The sequence below is a fragment of the uncultured Litoreibacter sp. genome (assembly GCF_947501785.1).
Taxonomy (GTDB): Bacteria; Pseudomonadota; Alphaproteobacteria; order Rhodobacterales; family Rhodobacteraceae; genus Litoreibacter.
On the sequence record NZ_CANMXB010000001.1, the window covers coordinates 2217089 to 2236804 of the forward strand.

Annotated in this window: 20 protein-coding genes and 1 riboswitch; of the genes, 2 read left to right on the forward strand and 18 right to left on the reverse strand. The window is 58.7% G+C overall.

Features of this window, described 5'->3' with window-relative positions; genetic code table 11:
- Positions 1-129: 129 nt before the first annotated feature.
- Complete coding sequence (gene katG / locus Q0899_RS11085; RefSeq protein ID WP_299192824.1) at positions 130-2334, forward strand: catalase/peroxidase HPI; 2205 nt, start codon at positions 130-132, stop codon at positions 2332-2334.
- A 55-nt stretch (positions 2335-2389) separates the two neighbouring features.
- Here the strand turns inward: katG and Q0899_RS11090 are convergent, their stop codons facing one another.
- From Q0899_RS11090 to miaB, 14 genes are all read right to left on the reverse strand, one after another.
- The gene (locus Q0899_RS11090) at positions 2390-3004 is read right to left on the reverse strand and encodes a (d)CMP kinase (protein WP_299192826.1); all 615 of its coding nucleotides are present in this window, start codon (positions 3002-3004) and stop codon (positions 2390-2392) included.
- On the reverse strand, positions 3001-3405 hold the full coding sequence (locus tag Q0899_RS11095; RefSeq protein WP_299192828.1) for a GFA family protein: 405 nt from the start codon (positions 3403-3405) through the stop codon (positions 3001-3003). Before Q0899_RS11095 ends, Q0899_RS11090 begins: the two co-directional genes overlap by 4 nt.
- On the reverse strand, positions 3402-3896 hold the full coding sequence (locus Q0899_RS11100; protein WP_299192830.1) for a hypothetical protein: 495 nt from the start codon (positions 3894-3896) through the stop codon (positions 3402-3404). Before Q0899_RS11100 ends, Q0899_RS11095 begins: the two co-directional genes overlap by 4 nt.
- The gene (gene aroA / locus Q0899_RS11105; RefSeq protein ID WP_299192833.1) at positions 3897-5243 is read right to left on the reverse strand and encodes a 3-phosphoshikimate 1-carboxyvinyltransferase; all 1347 of its coding nucleotides are present in this window, start codon (positions 5241-5243) and stop codon (positions 3897-3899) included.
- 181 nt (positions 5244-5424) lie between these two features.
- Positions 5425-6147, reverse strand: coding sequence for a tRNA (guanosine(46)-N(7))-methyltransferase TrmB (locus Q0899_RS11110; protein ID WP_299192837.1), 723 nt, complete (start codon positions 6145-6147; stop codon positions 5425-5427).
- A 66-nt stretch (positions 6148-6213) separates the two neighbouring features.
- On the reverse strand, positions 6214-7380 hold the full coding sequence (metK, locus tag Q0899_RS11115; RefSeq protein ID WP_298361993.1) for a methionine adenosyltransferase: 1167 nt from the start codon (positions 7378-7380) through the stop codon (positions 6214-6216).
- A 6-nt stretch (positions 7381-7386) separates the two neighbouring features.
- Positions 7387-7436: riboswitch (SAM-SAH riboswitch) on the reverse strand.
- 34 nt (positions 7437-7470) lie between these two features.
- Positions 7471-8961, reverse strand: coding sequence for an apolipoprotein N-acyltransferase (gene lnt, locus Q0899_RS11120; RefSeq protein ID WP_366941489.1), 1491 nt, complete (start codon positions 8959-8961; stop codon positions 7471-7473).
- Positions 8958-9860 carry a transporter associated domain-containing protein gene (locus tag Q0899_RS11125; RefSeq protein WP_299192840.1) on the reverse strand — a complete coding sequence of 301 codons (903 nt, stop codon included), beginning with the start codon at positions 9858-9860 and terminating at the stop codon, positions 8958-8960. Before Q0899_RS11125 ends, lnt begins: the two co-directional genes overlap by 4 nt.
- Before the next feature lie 41 nt (positions 9861-9901).
- Positions 9902-10387, reverse strand: a complete 486-nt coding sequence (ybeY, locus tag Q0899_RS11130; protein WP_299195354.1) for an rRNA maturation RNase YbeY — start codon at positions 10385-10387, stop codon at positions 9902-9904.
- A 290-nt stretch (positions 10388-10677) separates the two neighbouring features.
- A complete protein-coding gene (locus Q0899_RS11135) occupies positions 10678-10812 on the reverse strand; it encodes a hypothetical protein (RefSeq protein WP_298293764.1) in 135 nt (44 codons plus the stop codon).
- A gap of 120 nt (positions 10813-10932) precedes the next feature.
- Complete coding sequence (locus Q0899_RS11140) at positions 10933-11946, reverse strand: PhoH family protein (protein ID WP_298293766.1); 1014 nt, start codon at positions 11944-11946, stop codon at positions 10933-10935.
- Between the two features lie 144 nt (positions 11947-12090).
- Positions 12091-12393, reverse strand: a complete 303-nt coding sequence (locus Q0899_RS11145; protein WP_298293768.1) for a hypothetical protein — start codon at positions 12391-12393, stop codon at positions 12091-12093.
- 20 nt (positions 12394-12413) lie between these two features.
- Positions 12414-13001: an OmpA family protein gene (locus Q0899_RS11150; RefSeq protein ID WP_299192843.1), complete on the reverse strand. Its 588-nt coding sequence runs from the start codon at positions 12999-13001 to the stop codon at positions 12414-12416.
- 270 nt (positions 13002-13271) lie between these two features.
- Positions 13272-14585, reverse strand: coding sequence for a tRNA (N6-isopentenyl adenosine(37)-C2)-methylthiotransferase MiaB (miaB, locus tag Q0899_RS11155; RefSeq protein WP_299192845.1), 1314 nt, complete (start codon positions 14583-14585; stop codon positions 13272-13274).
- A 69-nt stretch (positions 14586-14654) separates the two neighbouring features.
- Here miaB and Q0899_RS11160 point away from each other — a divergent pair, with 69 nt between their 5' ends.
- The gene (locus tag Q0899_RS11160) at positions 14655-15560 is read left to right on the forward strand and encodes a hypothetical protein (protein WP_366941490.1); all 906 of its coding nucleotides are present in this window, start codon (positions 14655-14657) and stop codon (positions 15558-15560) included.
- Positions 15561-15574: 14 nt separating this feature from the next.
- Here Q0899_RS11160 and rsgA read toward each other — a convergent pair whose 3' ends face one another.
- The 4 genes from rsgA to glcF all read right to left on the reverse strand — a co-directional run bounded on the left by rsgA (position 15575) and on the right by glcF (position 19713).
- Entirely contained in the window at positions 15575-16648 is a 1074-nt protein-coding gene (gene rsgA / locus Q0899_RS11165) for a ribosome small subunit-dependent GTPase A (RefSeq protein WP_298293774.1), read from the reverse strand.
- A 223-nt stretch (positions 16649-16871) separates the two neighbouring features.
- On the reverse strand, positions 16872-17345 hold the full coding sequence (locus tag Q0899_RS11170) for an Hsp20 family protein (RefSeq protein ID WP_299192847.1): 474 nt from the start codon (positions 17343-17345) through the stop codon (positions 16872-16874).
- A 152-nt stretch (positions 17346-17497) separates the two neighbouring features.
- Positions 17498-18325: a trypsin-like peptidase domain-containing protein gene (locus Q0899_RS11175; protein WP_299192849.1), complete on the reverse strand. Its 828-nt coding sequence runs from the start codon at positions 18323-18325 to the stop codon at positions 17498-17500.
- Positions 18326-18393: 68 nt separating this feature from the next.
- Positions 18394-19713, reverse strand: a complete 1320-nt coding sequence (gene glcF, locus Q0899_RS11180) for a glycolate oxidase subunit GlcF (protein ID WP_299192851.1) — start codon at positions 19711-19713, stop codon at positions 18394-18396.
- Between the last annotated feature and the right edge of the window lie 3 nt (positions 19714-19716).

Below are 19716 nucleotides of genomic sequence, written 5' to 3' on the forward strand. Positions count from 1 at the left end.
AAATGTAACTTCATCTAATGGCTATATCTTGATATCCAAGCCTCAGCGCAGCCATTGGGGGGACGCGGCAACCGTCGCGTTATCTAAGGCTGCAACCAGCAACACATCTAGCCAGGATCGGAGAACTACATGGACGGCGCTTTTGACGACAAAGCAGCGGGCAAATGCCCAGTAATGGGCGGCGCCCATAGCCAGAAAACAAAAGGCACCATCGCCAACCAGGGCTGGTGGCCGAACCAGCTGAACCTGAAGGTTTTGAACCAGAACCCCGCTACTGCCGACCCGATGGGCGAAGATTTCAACTATGCGGAAGAATTCAAAACCCTTGATCTGGATGCCGTTATCGCCGACTTGCATGCGCTGATGACCGACAGCCAGGACTGGTGGCCCGCTGACTATGGCCATTACGGTCCCTTCTTCATCCGCATGGCGTGGCACAGCGCCGGCACCTACCGCATCGGGGATGGCCGTGGCGGCGCGGGCGCGGGGAACATCCGTTTTGCCCCGCTGAACAGCTGGCCCGACAACGTCAACCTCGACAAGGCCGTGCGCCTGCTTTGGCCGATCAAGCAGAAATATGGCCGCAAAATTTCGTGGGCGGACCTGATCATCCTGACCGGCAACGTGGCGCTGGAATCCATGGGCTTCAAAACCATGGGCTTCGCCGGTGGCCGCGAGGACATCTGGGAGCCAGAGGAAGACACCTATTGGGGGCCAGAGACCGAGTGGCTGGACGACCAGCGCTACAGCGGCGACCGTGAGCTGGCCGAAGGCCTTGGTGCGGTGCAGATGGGCCTGATCTACGTGAACCCCGAAGGACCAAACGGCACGCCTGACCCGCTTGGATCAGCCCGCGACATCCGCGAAACCTTCGCCCGCATGGCGATGAATGACGAAGAAACCGTGGCGCTCGCCGCTGGCGGCCACACTTTCGGCAAAGGTCACGGCGCAACGGTACCTGACGAATATATGGGGCCGGAACCCGAAGGTGCACCGGTCGAACAGATGGGTCTCGGCTGGACCAACAGCTACAATTCCGGCAAGGGCGTCGACGCCATCGGCTCCGGCATGGAAGGCGCGTGGACCAACAACCCGATCAAATGGGACAACGGCTATTTCGACAACCTGATGGGCTACGAATGGGAGCTTGGCAAAGGCTCCGGTGGCGGCCACCAGTGGTATCCGAAAGAAGCAGCGGCAGACGGCACCGTACCGGACGCGCATGACCCGAACCGCCGCCACAAGCCGACCATGTTCACCGCTGACGTCGCTTTGAAAGAAGACCCTGAATACTACAAAATCTCCAAACGGTTCCACGAGAACCCCGACGAGTTCGCGGATGCCTTCGCCAAAGCATGGTACAAGCTGACCCACCGCGACATGGGCCCCTACGAGCTGGGCCTGGGCAAGCTGGTCCCGTCAGAGCCACAGTTGTGGCAAGACCCGATCCCCGCTGTGGATCACCCGTTGATCGATGACGCGGATGTGGCATCGTTGAAAGCCGACCTGCTGAATTGCGGTCTGTCCATCGGCCAGCTGGTTACCACCGCCTGGGCGTCCGCCTCCACCTTCCGTGGTTCCGACAAACGCGGCGGCGCCAATGGCGGGCGGCTTCGTCTGGCCCCGCAAAAGGATTGGGACGTCAACAACCCGGCCGCTCTGACCGACGCGCTGACCAAAATCGAAGCTGTGCAAGTGGCGTTCAACGACGCGGCCTCCGGCGGCAAGAAGGTCTCCATGGCAGACCTCATCGTGCTTGGTGGTGCGGCGGCGGTCGAAGCGGCGGCCAAGGCGGGCGGCCACGACGTGACGGTGCCCTTCTCCGCCGGCCGCACTGATGCGACCGACGAGATGACCGACGCACATTCTTTCAGTGCGCTGGAGCCAAAGGCAGACGGTTTCCGCAACTGGGTCAAGCCGGGCTACCCACGTCCCGAGGCCGAGGTGCTGGTCGACCGCGCGCAACTTCTGACACTGACCGCGCCGGAAATGACCGTGCTCGTCGGCGGCATGCGGGCGCTGAACGCCAATGCGGGTGACAACTCCCACGGCGTTCTGACCGACACGCCAGAGGTGCTGAACAACGCGTTCTTCACCAACCTGACCGACCCGGCCACCTCGTGGAAAGAGGCTGGCAACGGCGTCTACGAAGGCCACCAGAACGGCTCTGCCAAATGGAAAGCAACGGGCGTTGATTTGGTCTTCGGCTCCAACTCGGTGCTGCGCGCTATCTCCGAGGTCTACGCGTCCTCTGATGCAGGCGAGAAATTCGTCACTGACTTCGTGGCCGCATGGACCAAGGTGATGGACCTCGATCGCTTCGATCTGGCCTAAGCCGGTCAAACCAAAAACAAGCGGCGCGCCTAGTCACCTGGGCGCGCCGCATACCTTAGCGACGTCTGAAGACCTTTCCAACCGTCGAAATAGCCACGGCCACAGCCTCATCAATGTCCATATCAGACGTATCAATCAAAACTGCGTCCGCCGCCGCCGCCAATGGCGCCGCCTCCCGGTCCCGGTCCCTTTGATCCCTGATCCGAAGGTCCTTCAAAACCCCCTCCCGCGTCACCTCTTGCCCCTTGCCAGACAGCTCTAAAAACCGTCGCTCGGCTCGGATTTCGTCGCTGGCCGTGACAAACAGCTTCACATTGGCTTGCGGGCAAATGACCGTGCCAATATCGCGCCCGTCCAAGACGGCCCCGCCGTCTCGCGCCGCGAACTCCTTCTGAAAGGCAACCAGCGCTGCGCGGACCTCGGCAATGGCCGCACATTTCGACGCAGCTTGCGCCACCTCGGTTGTGCGCAAATCATCCCGCGCCAAATCCTCAGCCCGCAATGTCTTTGCCGCATCGACCGGGTCCTCGCCGCCCAATACCCGCGCGCCCGTCGCCCGGTAGATCAATCCGGTGTCCAGATGCGCAAACCCGAAATGCGCCGCAACGCGCTTGGAAAGCGTACCCTTCCCCGCGGCGGCCGGCCCATCGATTGCTACGGTAAACATCACTCCACCTTCGTTGTCAGATCCGCGTCTGCCTGTTCGGCACGCGGCAGCCCATCTGCGATGTCGTAATAGTCTCCCTTATCGGCGCAGAAAATGTGCCCTTTCAGCTTCAGGCCGCTCTCCCCATCAATTGTCCCCGCGAAGATCGAGATATTCTTCCCTGCGCCGTCCCAAAACAGGTTTGACCCGCAGGTGCCGCAAAACCCCCGCCGCGCGGTGTCGGAGGAAGCAAACCAAACAGGTTCCCCCTTTATGGTGATGCGATCCCGGGCCACTGATGTTGCGGTGACATAATTTCCGCTGGTCTTGCGACACTGGGCGCAATGGCAGGCGACCACCGGCCGCAGCGCCCCGCTGGTCTCGTATGTTATTGCGCCACATAGGCAGCTACCTGACTTGTTCATGCCTGGGTTCCTTCTTGTCGCCAGCAAGTTATCAAAGCTGCCGCGGCCAACAACAGCGCGGCAAACTTTACCCGTGTCGCCAGATTGACGTGTTTTGCTAAGTCTCCGTCTAACTGATGCGTCACTGCGTTGACGATTTCCGCCAAGAAGTAGTTCTCGACGAAGTCGGCAACACCGAAAATGAGCGCGAAAACGACGATGACCCACCAATACCGTCTAGGGCGAAGCGCCCTCGCAATCAGGACAAGAAGAAGCGTCAGACACAGTAGAAACCCAAAGTCCAAGGGGCGATAGGTTCCATTGAACAGCGTTCTGCCTTCAAAACCCAGCGCGTCGCGGAACTCCACAATTTGAGCAACAGATGCCCCCAGCGGGTTTAGGTCTGGCACTTGCCCGGCAAAGCCAAGCCGCACCAAAGCGACGTAATTCAGGGCCAACAACAACGCGGCGGTCACCACCGCAAGGCGTTTGATGATGCCCCATTCGGTCATTTATTGTCGCGCCACATCCGCACCGAGGCCGCCCACCAGGTCTTCAAATATCGGGAAAGACGTCGCAATCGCCCCGCCATCGTCAATCATGACGGGGTGGTCCGTCGCCATCCCCAGACACATGAAGGACATGGCAATGCGGTGATCCAGATGGGTCGCACACGTGGCGCCCCCCTTGACCCCTCCGGGTCCCATCCCATGCACGGTCCAGCTGTCTTCCGTTTCGTCCACATCAACCCCGTTCGCGCGCAACCCGACGGCCATAGCGTCAATCCGGTCACTCTCTTTGACCCGCAGCTCCTTGACGCCTGCCATGTAGGTCCGGCCCTCCGCGAAGGAGGCCACAACAGAGAGTATCGGGTACTCATCAATCATTGATGCGGCGCGCTCTGGCGGAACCGCGATCCCCTTCATATCAGGGGAAAACTTGGCCCGCAGGTCAGCGACGGGTTCGCCACCTTCTTCGCGCTCGTTTTCATATGTCAGGTTCGCGCCCATTTCCCGCAAGGTCGTGAACAGGCCGGCACGGGTGGGGTTCAAACCGATATTGGGGACCAGCACGTCCGAGCCCTCGACAATCAGGGCCGCGCATACCGGGAAGGCGGCTGAGGACGGATCACGCGGCACCACAATGGTCTGTGGTTTCAGTTCTGGCTGGCCGTTCAATGTGATGACGCGGCCTTCCTCTGTCTCCTCAACGCTGATATCTGCGCCAAAACCGCTGAGCATCCGCTCCGTATGGTCGCGGGTCGCTTCTTTCTCGATCACCACGGTTTGGCCCGGGGCGTTCAGCCCCGCTAGCAGCACCGCGGACTTCACCTGCGCCGACGGCATCGGCACCGTATACCGCACGGGCACCGGGTCCGCTGCACCGACCAGTGTCAGCGGCAACCGCCCACCCTTGCGCCCATAAGCCTGGGTTCCAAACAAGGCCAGTGGGTCGGTGATCCGCCCCATCGGTCGGCCATTCAAAGACGCGTCGCCGGTGAATGTCGCGGTGATCGGTGTGGTCGCCATCGTCCCCATGATCAACCGCACACCCGTGCCGGAATTCCCGCAATCAATGACGCCCTCGGGTTCCGCAAAGCCGCCGACACCGACCCCTTGCACCGCCCACTCTCCGCCACCAAGATCGGTCACTCCCGCACCAAAGGCGCGCATCGCTTTGCCTGTGTCCAGGACGTCCTGGCCTTCAAGCAAGCCGGTGATCCGCGTCTCCCCCACGCTCATCGCCCCAAGGATCAACGATCGATGCGAAATCGACTTGTCCCCCGGCACATGGGCCACGCCCTTCAGGGGGCCGCACTTGGACGAGGTCATCGGGATGGGGACGCCATGGCTGGACATAGTAAGAAAGCTTTCGTAACTGCGTTGCCCACCAGATAAACCAGTGCACCAAAAGGGTCCATCTTCCTTTCCATGTTCCCTAAATATCCCGGGGGGAGGAGCGTCAGCGACGATGGGGCAGAGCCCCCAGCCTGCGTGGCGAACGCAAAAACATCATGCGCGCCGAAGGCGCCCAATCAGGTCAATTGCGTTTGAAGGTCATGTAGTGCGGCGTTCTGCCCTCGCGCAGTGCTTTTTGCTCATAGCGCGTCGACACCCAGTCGGACCAGTGCTCGCGCCAATCCTCGGGTCGTTCACCTTGCCACTCAAACCCTGCGCGCGGGACCTCTTCCATCGTTTGGCGGACGTAGTCGGGAATATCCGTGGCCACACGAAACTCGGTCATAGGTTTCATGACCCGGTGCAGCGGCCCTAGATGTTCGGGCGTGACAAACCGCCTTCGGTGGTGGCGTGATTTGGGCCACGGGTCGGGATACAGCAAAAACGCCTTGTCGACGCACCCGTCAGGCAACACATCGAATAGGTCGCGGGCGTCTCCTGCATGCACCGACACATTTGGGCGCGGATCCCGGCGCAGCTTGCCCAGCAACATCGCTACGCCGTTGAGATATGGCTCGCACCCAATGAAAGCGACATCCGGGTTGAGGCCAGCCATGTGATGCATGTGCTCACCGGCGCCAAAGCCAACTTCCAACCAAATTGGCCTGCCTGCAAATCGCGCCTGCAAGTCCAGCAATGTGCGGTCTGGATTGTCCTCAAAGGTTATCGGCCCCGGGCTAAGCTGAGGCAGGTCTTCATCCAGCCAGGCGGCCTGATGTGGCTTGAGATTGTGCCCCTTGAGACGCCCATAAAAGTTGCGTTTCAGTTCACGCGACCGGGGTCCATAATTTTGTTTGTCGCTCATAATGTCAAAAGGCGGGGTTTCCCCCGCCCTTCCTCATGCGTTACGCGGACGTCGCCCGCCGATGTGTCAGACCGCCTTCTTGAGGCCATCGACAAGGTCGGTCTTCTCCCAGGAGAAACCGCCATCATCTGCCGGGTTACGGCCAAAGTGGCCATAGGCCGCTGTGCGCTGATAGATCGGCTGACGCAGGTTCAGATGCTCGATGATGCCGCGCGGTGTCAGGTCCATGCATTCGGCGACAGCCGCCTCGATGGCCGCCTCATCCACAGTGCCCGTTCCATGCGCGTTGCAATAGATCGACAGAGGTTTAGCCACGCCAATCGCATAAGACAGCTGGATCGTGCAGCGCTCAGCCAGGCCGGCCGCAACAACGTTCTTCGCCAGATAACGCGCAGCATAAGCCGCCGAGCGGTCAACTTTGGTTGGGTCTTTGCCGGAGAACGCGCCGCCGCCATGCGGTGCTGCGCCGCCATAGGTGTCCACGATAATCTTGCGGCCTGTCAAACCGGCGTCGCCGTCAGGGCCGCCAATAACGAATTTGCCGGTTGGGTTCACATGCCACTCGGTGTCGGCAGAAATCCAGCCCTCCGGCAGGGTCTTGCGGATGTAGGGTTCCACGACGGCGCGCACATCGTCAGATGACATGCTTTCGTCCAGATGCTGGGTCGACAGAACGATCGACGTCACGCCAACCGGTTTGCCACCTTCGTACTGAACGGACAGCTGTGATTTTGCGTCTGGACCCAATTGCGGGACCTCGCCGGCGTGGCGCGCCTCCGCAAGGGTGCGCAGGATTTTGTGCGAGTACTGGATCGGGGCCGGCATAAGCTCCGGCGTCTCGGTGCAAGCGTAGCCAAACATGATGCCTTGGTCGCCCGCGCCATCATTGTCCACACCTTGCGCGATATGGGCAGACTGTGGATGCAGAAGGTTTTCGAATTTCAGGTTTTCCCAATGGAACCCCTCTTGTTCGTAGCCGATATCCTTCACGCATCCGCGTACGATTTCTTCAACGCCTCCCATGAAGGCGTCCAACTTGTCGCGGGTGGACAAGCCCACTTCGCCGCCGACGACTACCCGATCAGTCGTCGCAAATGTTTCGCAGGCGACACGCGCCATGGCTTCTTCTGCCAGGAACGCATCGAGGATGGCGTCCGAAATACGGTCGCAAATTTTGTCGGGGTGACCTTCAGAAACGGATTCCGAGGTGAAAAGGTAGCTGTCGCGGGCCATGAAAAGCGCTCCGGTATGATGTAACCCGCCCCGTCAGGAAGCCGTTGGGGCGGCGAGATTGGACTGCCCTAAAGGCTCAACTGCGCGGCGTCAATCTCTCTCACGGATGCGTGCGGCAATCAGCCCAGCCAGCAACGCAGCCAAAACCATTGCGATCGGCCAGTCCCCGGTCCGCGCGTAAAGCGTCGGAGGCAGAGCGGAGGGCATAGCCACGTCCAGATATCCCGCTTCATTGAGAGGGGTCTGCCGCAAAATCCGCCCCAATGGGTCAATCGCTGCCGTAATGCCAGTATTTGCAGAACGAATGAGGCCCAACCCCTGTTCAACGGCTCTCAAACGGGCCTGCGCGAGATGCTGGTACGGGCCTGAGATATTGCCAAACCACGCATCATTGGTGATTTGAACGATGATGTCCGGCCGCTCCGCCGTCTGCAGATGGCGTGGAAATATCAGCTCGTAGCAGATCAGCGGCAGTACGCGGCCGACGCCGTCCACCTCCAGCAAACGAGGGCCCGGCCCCGACCCAAAGCCGCCGCCATCCCGTGCCGCCATCCCGCGGATACCCAGATTGGCCATCAATTCGCCGAGCGGCACGTATTCACCAAAGGGCACCAGATGGTGCTTGTGGTACGTATCTATCACCGCCCCGTCGCCATTCATCAAAGCGAGGCTGTTGCGGTAGGTGTCGCCTACCACGTCATTTCCGCCAAAGATGACCGGTGAGCCATCCGCCGCACCGGCTATCGCCTCAAAGGCCAGCTCCGCGCGATCCAGCAAAGTGTACACCGCCGTTTCTGGCCAAACTATAAGGTCCAGATCTTCGTCTGACGGCTCAGATGTCATCGCGAGCTGACGCGCAAAGAATACGCCAGCAAATTCAGGGTCCCATTTGAGTTCCTGCGTCGCATTCGGTTGGATCAACCTTGCTGTCTTGCCGCTAGGATCAAGTTCTGTCTCCAGCCGTGCTGCCCCGTACCCCCAACCGCCAGCCAAGATAATTGCAGAGCCAACGAGGCCAACGACCCTGTTCGGCAACATTATGGGCAGCGCGCTCACCGTCAGCGTCAGGACGCTCAGCAAGGTCGCGCCGCCAAGGGCTGCAAGCTGCAAAATCGGATGGTCCGTCCATATGTGGCCAATTGTAGCCCATGGGAACCCCGTCAGAATGACCCCGCGTAGCAGTTCGGCCCCCGTAAGCAAAAGGACTCCAAATGCTGTCTGCTGCGTCCGACCGCCAAACCTGTGCGCCACCCCAAACGCCAACCCCCAAAACAGAGCGAAACCCCCCGCCATGAATGTCAGCGCAAAAGGAGCCATCCAGCCATGCCGGGCCACATCCACGAGAAATGGCTCCACGATCCAAAAGAGCGCAACAGCAAAATAGCCGGCCCCGGCCGACCATCCGGTCCAAGCCGCGCGCCTCCAGGTTGGGGCTTGGGACAGCAACCAAAAGATCGCCGAAAACGCTGCTAAAGAAACATACCAAAGCCCCCAAGGAGCCTGGCCCAATGCTGCGAAAGCGCCAAACAATGCGGCGAGGCCGGCAGTTGCCCACCGGCCTTCCGGCATTGTGACATTCATTCTGCGGGGTAGCCCGGCATCCTTACGCGGATGCGTTTGATACGCCTCGGGTCGGCGTCCACGATCTCAAACTCCGCGCCAGACGAATGCTTCACAACCTCGCCGCGTGAGGGGACCCGGCCCGTCAGCATGAAAACCAACCCGCCAAGCGTGTCTATCTCTTCATCCATTTCGTCATCCGACAGCCGGATTCCAATCTCGTTTTCAAACTCGTCCAGCGGGGCGCGGGACTGCGCCAGATACACACCGGCTTTCTCCAACTTGAATGTGTCGGCCTCTTCGATGTCGTGCTCGTCTTCGATCTCGCCGATCACCTGTTCGATCAGGTCTTCGATCGTCACCAGACCATCCACCCCGCCATATTCGTCAATCACCAGCGCCATGTGTTTGCGCCCGGATTGCATCTTTTGCAGCAGCACCCCGATGGGCATCGACGGAGGGACAAACAAAACCTCCCGCACCAAGCGCTTGAGATTGAACTTCGCGCGGCTGGTGCCTTTGCCCACAAACCCATGCTTCAAGGCGAGGTCCTTCAGGTGGACAAGGCCAATTGGGGTATCAAGCGTATCTTTGAAAACAGGCAGCCGGGTGAGGCCGCTCTCACGGAACACGGTGATCAGTTCCGACAGCGCAATATCCACAGGTACTGAGACCATCTCAGCACGCGGAATTGCAACATCTTCCACCCGCTTCGAATGAAGATTTGTCAGACCCACGCCGGGCGTGGCGGCACGCGCCAAATCGCCCTCTTCAGCTGTCACACCGACTGGATGGTTTCGGGACGGGGAAAGTACCCCGGTGAGCCGCTCAAACAGGCCTGGCCTGCGGGTTGCGGCGTCGTTCGTTCCGTCTTGCGCGCCAAGCGCTGCGCTAGACGAGGCGTCGTTATCTTGGCCCATCTATCCTTTTCCAAATACTGCCCCAAACCGGGGCTGCCTTTCTATAAGTATGGGTCTTCAATACCCAGTTTTGCAAGTATGCGCCGCTCAAACGTCTCCATCAACGCCGCATCTTCATCAGTTTCGTGGTCATAACCCAACAAATGCAACAGCCCATGGACCAACAAATGGGTGACGTGGTGTTCAAATAGCTTGTCCTGCGCCTGGGCCTCGCGCGCGCAGATGTCATAAGAAATCGCTATGTCACCCAATTCGGTGCTACCCGCCCCGGGCAAACGGGGGGCGGCCCCGGGCGCCGTTGCGGCGAGATCTTCAGACGGCCAGCTCAAAACATTCGTAGGCATAGCCTTGCCGCGAAAATCCGCATTTAAGGCAGCGATCCGCGCGTCGTTGCATCCCAAAACGCTGACTTCAAAATTCTGATCAAGCCCCAATGTCGCGGCTGTCGCCTCAAACCCTGACTGCGCAAAGGCATGCAGGTTGGCGTCATTCCAACGTTGGTCTTCGATAAGGGTGTCAATCAGCATCATAACAGGTGCCCATGTGCGGCAACTGTCGCGCTAGTGCAAGGCCGTTACGACGAGAGCCGCTTGCGGCGGGTCCGTTGAATGACAAGGTAGAAAACCACAACGCCACCGGTAAAGCTTGCCCCAATGAACATCGGGGTTGAGTTGGCGGCGATGTATGTGAACGGAGCTTGCATCGTTAAAACGTCCCAAGTGGCAGATGTGTAGGCAATAGTTGAGAATTTGGGCAATTCTTTGTCAAACCCATCCAGGGATACGCGGCATTTTGCAACGTATCCCCGGCGGTGACGTTACCCGTTCAGCGCGGTGTCGCCTTGACGGTGTTTGATCGTACGCATCATCACCAGATAAAAAACAGCAACGCCGCACGTAAATGAGGCGCCAATCAGCATTGGCACAATATTGGCCGCAATGTAGTCGAACATACCTGTTCCCTTCTTTCTCAGTCTTCGCTGAAAAAGTCCCTAATAGGAAATTAAGGCGCATTTTTGACTGAAAACCGTCCGGGAGGCGCTCCCACAGTGATCTGGGCGAGATTGCTCAGATCACTGCTGCTTATTCTCAAACACTTCGTATGCTTCGATAATGCGCGCGACCAACGGGTGCCGCACCACATCTTTGGAGGTGAAGTAGTTGAACGCCACTCCATCAACACCCTTCAAAAGGTCCTCCGCGTCCCGCAGGCCGGATTTAACCCCTCTGGGCAGGTCAATCTGACTACGATCACCGGTGATGACCATGCGAGAGCCCTGCCCCAAACGGGTCAGGAACATCTTCATCTGCATAGTGGTGGCGTTCTGAGCCTCATCCAGCACCACAAACGCATTCGACAAGGTCCGGCCGCGCATGAAGGCCAGAGGCGCAATCTCGATGCGCTTCTCCTCGATCAGTTTGGCGGACTGCTTTCCAGGCAAGAAATCGTTCAATGCGTCGTACAGGGGCTGCATGTACGGATCGACCTTGTCTTTCATGTCGCCCGGCAGATACCCCAGCTTCTCGCCAGCCTCGACCGCAGGGCGGGACAGAATGATCCGGTCCACTTCCCCATTGAGAAATTTTGAAACGCCAACGGCAACAGCAAGGTAGGTCTTCCCGGTGCCTGCCGGCCCGATCCCGAACCCCAGCTCATTGTTCATCAATGAAAGCACGTAGTCCTTTTGCGCCTGCGTGCGGGGTTCAACCGTCTTCTTGCGAGTTTTTATTTCCACGGCCGCGCCGGAGAACATCTCGATTTGGTCGCCGTCGCGGGTACCGGTATCAGCATCCGACCCGCCCATCCGGATTTCGGCGGTGATTTCGGCGGGCGACACTTCTTTGCCAGACTCCAACCGGACGTAGAGTGCATTCAGCACCCGTGCGGCCTCCTCTCGCGCGTCGCCCATGACGGCAAGCTGGTTGCCCCGGCGAACGATCTGCACGCCGAGGGTGGATTCAATCTGCGTAAGATGGCTGTCGAATTCTCCGCAAAGATCAATCAGCAGCCTGTTGTCTGGATATTCGAGTAGCAATTCGTGATCCGGGGCATCCGCATCTGGCGGATTAAGGGCGCTGAAGGTCAATCGGGTCTCCTATGTTGGCTGATCTTATGGTGACGGGTCCGTCGCAGCGGTGCAAGCGTATCCCGGCAAGTTTCACTATTCTGAAACAAAAAAGGCCGCAGCAAACGCTGCGACCTTTCTGAAAAATTGACGGGATAACGCACTCTAGATCGAGTCTCCGATATCGGTACCGCCTTTGTAGTTGCCGGTCGCATAGCCCGGAGGCGCCGCGCCAGAACAAACGGGCTTACCATTTCGATCCAGACGAGCCGACAGATAGCCCTCCACGCCGTCATCGATAATCCAGTGGTCACACCCGCGTGGGTCAACCCAAATGCCAGCTTGCAACTCTGATAGATCACCGTTTCCGCGCCCATAGTCGCGGGTTTTGTCACCACCGTTGTGTTCGCAAGCGGTTGTTACGGCCGCCACAATACCAAGGGCCGCGACGGTTTTGAATGCTCTCATCATACCTCTCCCGTTCCCAACTAGCGGATACATTGAATTTCGACACGGCGGTTTGCCGCTTTGCCGCGCGATGTTCGGTTGGATGCTTTCGGCACTCGCTCGCCGTAGCCCCGGACGCCTGCGACGCGGACGCCAGCTTGGCGGGCAACTTGCGCAACAGCACGTGCGCGCCGATCCGACAACGCCAAATTGTATTCGTCTGAAGCCCGACTGTCGGTGTGACCTTCAATGATATAGGCAGTGGCGCCAGCCGACTGGAAGAATTGCAGCAGACGCTGGCGGTTTGCGCTGTTGATGGAGTGCTGGTTGGTTGCAAACAGCTGATCCGAATTCATCACTGCGCAGGTGTTGCCGCGGCGACAAACAGGTATGCCGTCACGGGTCACATGGGGTGTCATGAAACCCTCGATGCCGTCATCCATAACCCAGTGCTCGCACCCGTCCGGGTCGACCCAGATTGTCGGAATGTACCGTTCGGCAATCACTGTCGTCCGGCGCGCGATGCGGCCGCTCTGTATTGTGCCTTGGGTAAACCCGTCTTCCGTGTAGATGTATTGTTGCTGCGCATTCGCCTCGGACATTGAGAAAACCAGTGACGCGAATGCCACGGCTCCCCCTGCCAAGACGGAGTGCAGAGTTTTTGACAATGTAAATGTCACAGCCCTCGTCCTTCGCCTGATGAACTAACGTTTCTTATTGCTGCCTCCTTGCCCCTAAGGCGGCAGTTTTGCTCTATATCTACCTGAACCTATCAAAGTTGGACACAAATTAAAGTGAAATCTACTATATATAGTTGCCTAATTGGCGGCACGGCCGCGCATTGCCACGGCAGCCCGATGCGTCTGGCGGCAGTCAGCCCTGCTCCCGGCACCGGAAATTCAGTTGGAAACCAGTTGCCCAGTCAATGAATTCGTCATGTTCTTTGTGACTTCGACGGGCTGCACGGTGCCAATCAATTCGGCGGATGCCTCAGCATGTACAGCATGTAGATATTCAGATTTGCCAATAAGCTGGCCATCCTGCCGACCCGTTTTCTCGAACAGCACGTTGACTTGCCGACCAACCATGTCGGCCTGTGTCTGATATTGCTGTTCCGTCAAAAGCGCCTGCAGCCGGTGCAGACGGTCTGTCGCCACATCGGCCGGCACATCTTCTTTCTCCGCGGCGGGCGTGCCCGGGCGCGCAGAATACTTGAATGAATAGGCCTGCCCGTAATGCACGTCCCGAACCAGCTGCATCGTCGCCTCAAAATCCTCGTCCGTTTCGCCGGGGAAACCCACAATGAAATCGCCTGAGAACATGAGGTCAGGACGGGCGTCCCGGATGCGCGCGATGATGTCACGGTACTGGTTCGCCGTGTGTTTGCGGTTCATGGCCTTCAGAATTCGGTCTGAACCGGACTGCACTGGCAGGTGCAAATACGGCATCAGCTTCTCGCAGGTGCCATGCGCGTGGATCAGCGCGTCATCCATATCGTTGGGGTGTGACGTGGTAAACCGGATGCGCTTCAGGTCATCAATTTCAGCAAGGTCCCAGATCAGTCCGGCCAGGCCGCGTTCGTGGCCGTGATAGGCGTTGACGTTTTGGCCAAGAAGGGTGATCTCCCGCACGCCGCGTTCGACCAGAGCCTGCGCCTCCGACAGGATGCGCTTTGCAGGGCGGGAGACTTCGGCGCCCCTCGTATAGGGCACCACGCAGAAGGCACAGAACTTGTCACACCCTTCCTGAACCGTAAGGAACGCCGACGGATTGCGCGCCGGAAGCACCCGTTTGGGCAAATGGTCAAACTTGTCTTCTTCGGGAAAATCGGTGTCGAGGGCAGATCGCCCGGCATCAACTTTCTTCATCATCTCCGGCAGGCGGTGATAGGTCTGCGGCCCAACGACCAAATCGACCATCGGCTGGCGCCGCATGATTTCCGGGCCTTCGGCCTGCGCCACACACCCCGCCACCCCGATCTTCAGATCCGGCTTTTTGTCATGCAGCGGCTTCAACCGGCCCAGGTCGGAATACACTTTCTCGGCCGCCTTCTCGCGGATATGGCAGGTGTTCAGCAAGATCATGTCAGCCTCATCCATGTCTTGCGTTTGCTCGTAACCATCGCCTTCTAGCGCTTCGGCCATGCGCTCGCTGTCGTAGACGTTCATCTGACATCCATAGGTTTTGATGTAGAGCTTCTTGGCGTCGGCCATGGGGCACCTGTCATGGGGGTTTCGGGGCGGATGTACATCAGGTCCGGCAGTCTTGCAATTGAAGGGCCGATGATTGATTTTAGCCGCAACAAAGAAGCAGGTCACACCCCAGTTATGCAGCACGCATCCCTCAGTGCATTTATCAGCAAGGCACCCACCGTGCTCAAGCCCAAAGGGCCTTTCGCAATTGTCTTGCTGGAGGACGCCGTTGAGGTTGACAGCACAATTGACCATTGCCACAGCCTGGGCTTCTCCGAAGTGTTGGTATTTGGCAATCGGGACCTGCTGCCTGAGGATCGGGGCGCAGCGCATCTGGTGGCTCAGGATATGCATGCCAGCAATGCGATGCCTGAGGTCGTGAATGCGGTGATCGAAGCGTGTCCGGGCCAGTGGCTGCATTACTGCTACAATTCAGAGTACCTGTACTTCCCGTTCTGCGAGACCAGAAATGTGAAGGAACTGGTAACTTTCAACACCGAAGAACGCCGCGACACGATCATGACCTATGTGATTGACCTCTATTCAAAGGATTTGGGCAAATACTCCAACGCAGTATCGGTGGATGAGGCCTATTTCGACAAGGCCGGCTACTATGCGCTGCAACGCTTCACCCAGGACGGCCACGCGCTTGAACGACAGTTGGACTTTTTCGGTGGGCTTCGCTGGCGGTATGAAGAGCATGTCCCATGGCTGAAGCGCCGGATTGACCGGGTCAGCCTGTTCCGAGCTTACAAAGGCCTGACGCTGAGCGGCAATCACACCTTCAACGACGAAGAATACAACACCTATTCCTGCCCGTGGCATCACAACATTTCCGCCACGGTCTGCTCCTTCAGAACGGCCAAGGCCCTGATGAGCAATCCGGGATCAATGTACGCGATCCCGCATTTTTGGTGGAAAGGATCCGAAAGGTTCGAGTGGAATTCAAACCAGCTTATGCAGCTTGGGTTGATGGAGCCGGGGCAATGGTTCTGAGATAAGTATTGCCGCTACTTGCGGTTCTTTTTCTGGATCCCCTTGATCAACTTGCCAAGGCTCTTGTCGCTGGCCTTACGCTCGGCAAGCGTTGTCGAGTTGAACTTGTCTTCTGCCACCAGTTTTTGCCATCTGGCCAGTCGCGCGGCGTCGATCTGTCCTGCTTCAATGGCGGCAGTCACCGCGCATCCGGGTTCGGTATCGTGGGCGCAGTCGTTAAATTTGCACTGCGCTGCCAGCTCTTCAAGGTCGGCGAACACCTCTCCCAGACCGGTCGCCGCGTCGGTCAGCTGAAGCTCCCGCATGCCGGGGGTATCAAGGACGCATGCGCCGTCTGGCAAGATATGCAAATGCCGGTAGGTCGTCGTATGCCGCCCGCGCGCATCATCTTCCCGAATGCCTTGTGTCTCCACCTTTTGGTTGCCGGACAATGCGTTGACCATCGTCGACTTACCCACCCCAGATGTCCCCAGAAAGGCAACGGTTTGGCCGGGTTTGCACCAGGGCGCAAGCTTCTCGGCCGGGTCGCCGCCACGTGCATCAAGAAGCAAGACTGGTACGTCTGACGATACCTGCTCGGCCTGCTCAACATATCCGCTGGGGTCGTCACATAGATCCGCCTTGGTCAGCACGATGACCGGCGCCACTTCCGCCTCAAAAGCCAATGCGACGAACCGCTCCAACCGCGCGACGTTGAAGTCCGCATTGCAGGACGTGACCACAAAAACGGTATCAATATTGGCCCCAATCAGCTGAACGGAGCGATCATGCCCGGGAGCGCGTCGCTTAATCAGGCTTTTGCGTTCAAGCACAACGCTGTCTTGTGGCAAAACCTGATCCAACAGCACCCAGTCGCCGACGGTCGCCTCTACGCTTGGCGGAAGCGTCGCGTCAATGCCGTCCCCTTTGACCCGCAATCCGCTGCGATGTACTTCTGTCACCCGCACCGGCGGCGTCTGCTCAAGTGCGTCAACATCCGTCTGCTGCGCAAAAAAGGACTGCCACCCCAAGACTTCCAACGCAGACAGCGTCCGCGACGTAGCCGATGCGGCGGCGGTCGGCATGAATTGGGAATAGTCCCGCGTCATCTCAAGCAATTGTCCTATCAGGAGCGTGTGCCGCACAGCTAACAGGTTCCGCCCCTTGGGCAAATGGGCAACGAAAGATTGGCGCGCCTTGGTTTCATCTTGGCAAAATATGCCGGGGTGTGGGGCAGAGCCCCGCGTCTCGGCGTGCGCAGCACGTCGAAAAAAAAAGCGCGGCCTTCGGGAGAAAAAGGCCGCGCTCCTATCAGTCAGGCTTTAAAGGGACTTAAGCCCCGACAGGTTTCTTTGATTTCTTGCCTTCGATTGCCTTAGTGCCCCCATTTGCGATCTCGATCGTGCGAGGTTTCAGGGCTTCGGGAACTTCGCGCACCAGGTCGACATGCAGCATGCCGTCGGTGTGGGACGCACCGGTCACCCGAACGTGGTCAGCAAGATGGAAACGTTTTTCGAACGCGCGGGTCGCAATACCGCGGTGCAGATATGTACGCTCAGACTCGTCTTCGCCCTTTTTGGCCGAAACGATCAACGCGTTTTCGCGCTGCTCGACATTGAGGTCGGCATCAGCAAAACCGGCAACTGCCACCGAGATGCGGTACGCATCCTCATCGGTCTTCTCGATATTGTAGGGCGGGTAGGTGGTGTGGTTGACCTCAGAGGTCAGCACACGGTCCATAAGGTCAGCGACACGGTCAAAACCGACAGTGGCGCGGTAAAGAGGGGCGAAATCATAGGCTCGCATAGTAGTCATCCTTTCGAAAAAGCAATGTTATGTGGGCGCGGCCTTCCACGTCGGACAGGCCGCATTAGCTTGTCATCGAACCCAGCTTTGGCATCCGATGCTGTAAATGTGGGAAGGCGTTTTTCCCCTTTCAAGGGGTATATGGGGCGTTTTTAGGGCTTGACGAAACGGGCGCCCGACGGCTGCAAACCGCTTTTGAAGGTCAGCCGGTTTGTTTGCGGCGTGGCCCGGGTAAATACGCCGTCTGATCGCTCCATCTGGTCCAGCAGTTCGCTCAGCCGGTCTTCCACACCGACGGTCAGGGACACTTTGCGCGTGTTCCATTCCGCCTTTGCAGAGACCACCGACATGATGCGGGCCTTACCATCTTCCATGACAAAAACCGGCGCTCCGGACGCCCCGAAGTCGACATCGCACGAGGTGACGTAGACGCCCGGATCTTTGGCCAACACATGGCAAGTTTGCTGTATGGAAGGTGCCTCTGCCCGGTCCTTGGCATAGGACACGACCTGCAATTCCTGCCCCTGCCGCACTTGGTTACCCGTTTCAAATGGGGTGATCGACGGGTGACGAATAGGCTGGTCCAGTTGAATCAACGCTATGTCCGATGATACCCGATCAACGTTTTCACGCCCTTTGTAGACGTATCCGGCGTGGACCACCGATTGGCGTACACCGCGATATGCGGCGGCACGGCCCGCACGCCAGCCCGCGAGGAATTCAATATCCGCGTCATCCATCCGAATGCCGGTTGATGCGTCAAAAAGGCAATGCGCTGCCGTTAGAACCTGGTCAGGCGCAATCAAGGTGCCGGTGCAGAAACCCGTCCCGCCCAGGTTCAAACGTCCAACGCCTTGCCAGGCCTTGGACTGGTCCAGCGTAGCAAGTTTTTGCAATCCGGTCGCGTCTTGAGCATGCGCCGACGACGTTATGCCGGCGGCGGCAAAGGCAGCGAACAGAAATGCGGTTAGACGGCCCATTGATGGTTCCAGCGTATGATCGGGCGACCACCATAACGCGAAGGTGCGGCAAAAATGCGGCTGGTTTCTTAGCGTAGCACCGGAATGTCGGAAATGTGTGGCTGATCGGTCATAGCCTTTGGCTTTGGCCCGCCTGTCGCCCAGTCAAGCAGCTCCACCGTATGAACGATGGGCGTCTGCGTCGCGGACCCGATCTGCATCATGCACCCAATGTTGCCCGCGGCGATCACGTCTGGATTTTTGGCCTCAAGCGTTTTGACCTTGCGGTCCTTCAGCTGCCCGGAAATTTCGGGCTGCATCAGATTGTACGTCCCCGCGCTGCCGCAACACAAATGGGGATCGGCCGGCTCGACAACGGTGAACCCAGCGGCCTTGAGCAGGTCCTTCGGGTAAGTCTTGATTTGCTGCCCATGTTGTAGGGAGCACGCGGCATGATAGGCAACGGTCAGGGGCTCTGCCGCCTTTGCCTCGATGTCTAATCCCATCAGGACTTCGGACACATCTTTGGCAATCGCGCTGACCGCCTTTGCCTTCTCTGCCAAATGCGAGTTACGGAACATGTGCGCGTAATCCTTCACGGTGGTGCCGCAGCCGGAGGTATTGATCACAATGGCGTCCAAGCCGCCACTTTCCATCTCGGCATGCCAGGCTTCGATGTTTTTGGCCGCGGTCGCATGGCTTTCGTCCGACTTGCCCATGTGATGGGTGAGCGCCCCGCAACATCCTTGGCCTTCGGGTATTACAACCTCCGCGCCAAGACGCCTTAGCAGCCTGATCGTGGCGTCATTGATGTCCGTGTTGAGCGCCTTTTGCGCGCAGCCTGTCATCAACACCACGCGCAGCTTCTTTGCGCCCTCAGCTTGGAAGGTTTGCGGGTCGTCATTGCGCGACACCGGCGGGATGGTCTTGGGCGCCATCTCCAGCATCGCCTTCAGCCGCGCGTCGGGCATCAGGAAGGCGAAGGGCCTGCCGATCTTGGCCCCGAGTAGCGCCAACCGGAACCGGCCGGGATAGGGCAGGATCTTCGCCAGGATCCAGCGCAACGCGCGGTCCGATAGGGGCCGCTTGTAATTGTTCTCGATGTATTCCCGCGCATGGTCCACCAGATGCATGTAATGCACACCTGACGGGCAGGTGGTCATGCAGGCCAGACAGCTCAGGCAGCGGTCAATGTGTTTGACGGTCTTCTCGTCCGGCACCCGCTCATTTTCCAGCATGTCCTTGATCAGGTAAATCCGACCGCGCGGGCTGTCCAATTCGTCTCCCAACACCTGATATGTCGGGCAGGTCGCGGTGCAAAAGCCGCAATGCACGCAAGACCGCAATATCTGGTTCGACCGCTCAATTGCGGGGTCTTTCAACTGCTCGGGGGTAAATGTGGTCTGCATGAA